Origin of the sequence: Pseudomonas sp. PS01297 (assembly GCF_029959305.1) — a bacterium.
Lineage (GTDB): Bacteria > Pseudomonadota > Gammaproteobacteria > Pseudomonadales > Pseudomonadaceae > Aquipseudomonas > Aquipseudomonas helleri.
Map to the genome: position 1 here is coordinate 1 of NZ_JASCPQ010000188.1, position 3267 is coordinate 3267.

The window sequence follows — 3267 nt, forward strand, 5'->3', positions numbered from 1 at the left end:
AGCTTGCCTCGCGATCTTTTGATCTTTTAAAAGATCGCGAGGCAAGCTCGCTCCTACAGGGTGTTGTGCCGTTCTCTGGACGGCAGAAAAGCGGCAGGCAGCGGAAATCCGTTGCCGCTTTTGCGCCGTTGCCGCTTTCCATCCCCCCCGCAACCCCTTGAAACACGGCCCTGCGCAAACTGGCACGGGGTTTGCTGTGTTCATGTCATGTAATGCCTGACGTACACGCTCAGGCCAGTCCACACAGGTTTCCCGACATGAGCATCAGCTTCGATAAAGCGCTCGGTATCCATGAGCAAGCCCTGGGCTTTCGCGCCAAGCGCGCGGAAGTATTGGCGAACAACATCGCCAACGCCGACACCCCGAACTACAAGGCTCGGGATCTGGATTTCGCGTCTGTGCTCGCCGCACAAAACGATAAAAACCAGAACGGCACCTTTGCCTTGAACATGACCAACAACCGTCATATCGAAGCGCAAGGCCTGAGCAGTGGCGACGAGTCGCTGCAGTACCGCACGCCGATGCAGCCTTCCATCGACCAGAACACCGTGGACGCTCAGCTCGAACAGTCGAACTACGCCGAAAACGCGGTCAACTTTCAGGCCAGCTTTACGCTGCTCAACAGCAAATTCAAAGGGCTGATGTCGGCCCTGCGTGGAGAGTAAGTCATGTCCCTAGCCAGTGTTTTCAACATTGCCGGCAGCGGCATGAGCGCTCAGACCACCCGCCTGAACACCGTCGCCAGTAACATCGCCAACGCCGAAACCGTGTCGTCGAGCATCGATCAGACCTACCGCGCCCGGCACCCGGTGTTCGCCACCATGTTTCAGGGCGCGCAGGGCGGTAACGGCGACTCGCTGTTCAACAATCAGGACGCTGCCGGTCAGGGCGTGCAAGTGTTGGGCGTGGTCGAAGACCAGAGCGAGCTGCAAGCACGCTATGAGCCCAACCATCCGGCTGCCGACGCCAAAGGGTACGTGTACTACCCCAACGTCAACGTGGTTGAAGAAATGGCCGACATGATTTCTGCCAGCCGTTCGTTCCAGACCAACGCTGAAATGATGAACACCGCCAAAACCATGATGCAGAAGGTTCTGACCCTCGGTCAGTGATAAGGGGCGACACTCATGAGCGTGACCGATACCACCAGTGGTTTGACCCTCAATCAGATCCTCGCCAACTCTGCCCGGACCACCACCACCGACACCAGCGTAGGCGCGGCATCCCGGGCGGTAACCGGCAACCAGTCGCTGGGCAAGGACGCGTTCTTGCAGCTGCTGGTGACCCAACTGAAAAACCAGAACCCGCTCGACCCGCAAGACAACACCGCGTTCGTCGCGCAGTTGGCGCAGTTCAGCAGCCTGGAAGGCATCACCACCCTCAACGATACCGTGACCTCGTTGTCGGGCGGCTTGCAGTCTTCGCAAGCGTTGCAAGCGTCGTCGCTGGTCGGTCGCTCGGTGATCGTGCAAACCGGCGAAGCCTATGTCGACCCGTCGAGCGGCAAGCCGTTCAACGGCACCGTGGTGGTCAAGGACGCCGACTCGCGGCCGACCATCACCATCAAGGATGCCGACGGCGAAGTGGTCAGAACCATCGACATGGGTGTGCAGAAGGCCGGCAATGTCGACTTCACCTGGGACGGCAAAGACGCCGACGGCGAGCTGCTGGAAAAGGGCTCTTACACCTTCAGCGCCTCGACCAAAACCGACGCCGGTACAACGGCGTTGACCACCTATCTGCCAGCCACGGTTAACAGCGTGACCCTGAGCAAGACCGGTGGCGAAATCATGCTCAACCTCGCGGGGCTGGGCAGCATTGGTATATCAAAAGTCCAGACGATAGGCCTTTAAGGAGAGACATATGTCATTCAATATCGGCCTCAGCGGCCTGTATGCAGCCAACAAACAACTCGACGTGACCGGCAACAACATTGCCAACGTCGCCACCACGGGCTTCAAGTCTTCGCGTGCCGAATTCGCGGACGTGTACTCGGCCAGCAAACTGGGCGTGGGCAGCAAGACCATCGGCAGCGGCGTCAACCTGGCCAACGTGTCGCAAAACTTTGGTCAGGGTGCGGTCAACAACACCGGCAACCTGCTGGACATGGGCATCGAAGGCAGCGGCTTTTTTGTGCTGAGCGACAACGGCGCCCTGAGCTACACCCGTGCCGGTACGTTCAAGGCCGATAAAGACGGCTACGTGACCAACACCAATGGCACGGCGCGCCTGCAAGGCTACGGCGTTGACGCCAACGGCGTGATCAACACCAGCGTGTTGACCGACCTGCGTATCGACACCTCGAACCTGGCGCCCAAGGCCAGCAGCAAAGTGGACTCGACGATCAACCTGAACTCCACGTCGGACGTGATCAATCAGACCACCACGCCGTTCGACCCGACCGAGACGTCGTCCTACAGCAAAAAATTCAGCACCACCATTTACGATACCCAGGGCAACCCGCACCCGATGGATCAGTACATGGTCAAGACCGGTTCCAACACCTGGAACACCTACACCCTGATTGACGGCCGCAACCCCGATGGCAGTGTGGCCACCGGCGAAAACGCCAAGGCGCCCGTGGCTTCGACCATGACCTTTGATTCCAGCGGCGGATTGGTCAGTGTGACCACGCCAAACCCGGTGGCGGGCGAGGACCCGATCGTCAGCAGCACGCTGACCATCAGTAACTGGATGCCGGGCGCGACCGTGAACGGTGCGTGGGTGTCCAATGGCGCGGCGGCCAACGAGAAGGGCATTGCCATCAACATGGCCAATACCACTCAGTACAACACCGACACCGCCCGCAACCCGCCTACCCAGGACGGCTACGCGACCGGCCACATCAACAACCTGACCATTGATGGTTCGGGCGTGATGTTCGCCAACTTCAGCAACAACCAGAGCCGTGCCATTGGCCAGATCTCCCTGGCGAGCTTTACCAACGAGCAGGGCTTGCAGCCAGTGGGCGGCACCGCCTGGAAAGAAACCTACGCCTCGGGCCAGGCCGGTTTTGACGTGCCGAAAACCGGCACATTGGGCGCCATTGCCTCTAACTCGCTGGAAGACTCCAACGTCAACCTGACCAACGAGCTGGTCGACTTGATCAAGGCGCAGAGCAACTACCAGGCCAACGCCAAAACCATCTCGACCCAAAGCACCATCATGCAGACCATCATCCAGATGACCTGATAACCGCCCGCAAACCGTAGGAGCGAGCTTGCCGACCGATCTTTTAAAATATCAAAAAATAGCGAGGCAAGCTCG

General features: G+C 59.1%; 4 protein-coding genes. All 4 read left to right on the forward strand.

Features of this window, described 5'->3' with window-relative positions:
* The first annotated feature begins 257 nt into the window (after positions 1-257).
* The 4 genes from flgB to flgE are packed head-to-tail and all read left to right on the forward strand — an operon-like array spanning position 258 to position 3192.
* Positions 258-665, forward strand: a complete 408-nt coding sequence (gene flgB / locus QMX84_RS26055; protein WP_282365129.1) for a flagellar basal body rod protein FlgB — start codon at positions 258-260, stop codon at positions 663-665.
* Between the two features lie 3 nt (positions 666-668).
* Entirely contained in the window at positions 669-1112 is a 444-nt protein-coding gene (gene flgC, locus QMX84_RS26060) for a flagellar basal body rod protein FlgC (protein WP_048370663.1), read from the forward strand.
* Between the two features lie 15 nt (positions 1113-1127).
* On the forward strand, positions 1128-1853 hold the full coding sequence (gene flgD, locus QMX84_RS26065) for a flagellar hook assembly protein FlgD (RefSeq protein ID WP_262124277.1): 726 nt from the start codon (positions 1128-1130) through the stop codon (positions 1851-1853).
* Between the two features lie 10 nt (positions 1854-1863).
* A complete protein-coding gene (gene flgE, locus QMX84_RS26070; protein ID WP_282365130.1) occupies positions 1864-3192 on the forward strand; it encodes a flagellar hook protein FlgE in 1329 nt (442 codons plus the stop codon).
* Positions 3193-3267 lie beyond the last annotated feature (75 nt).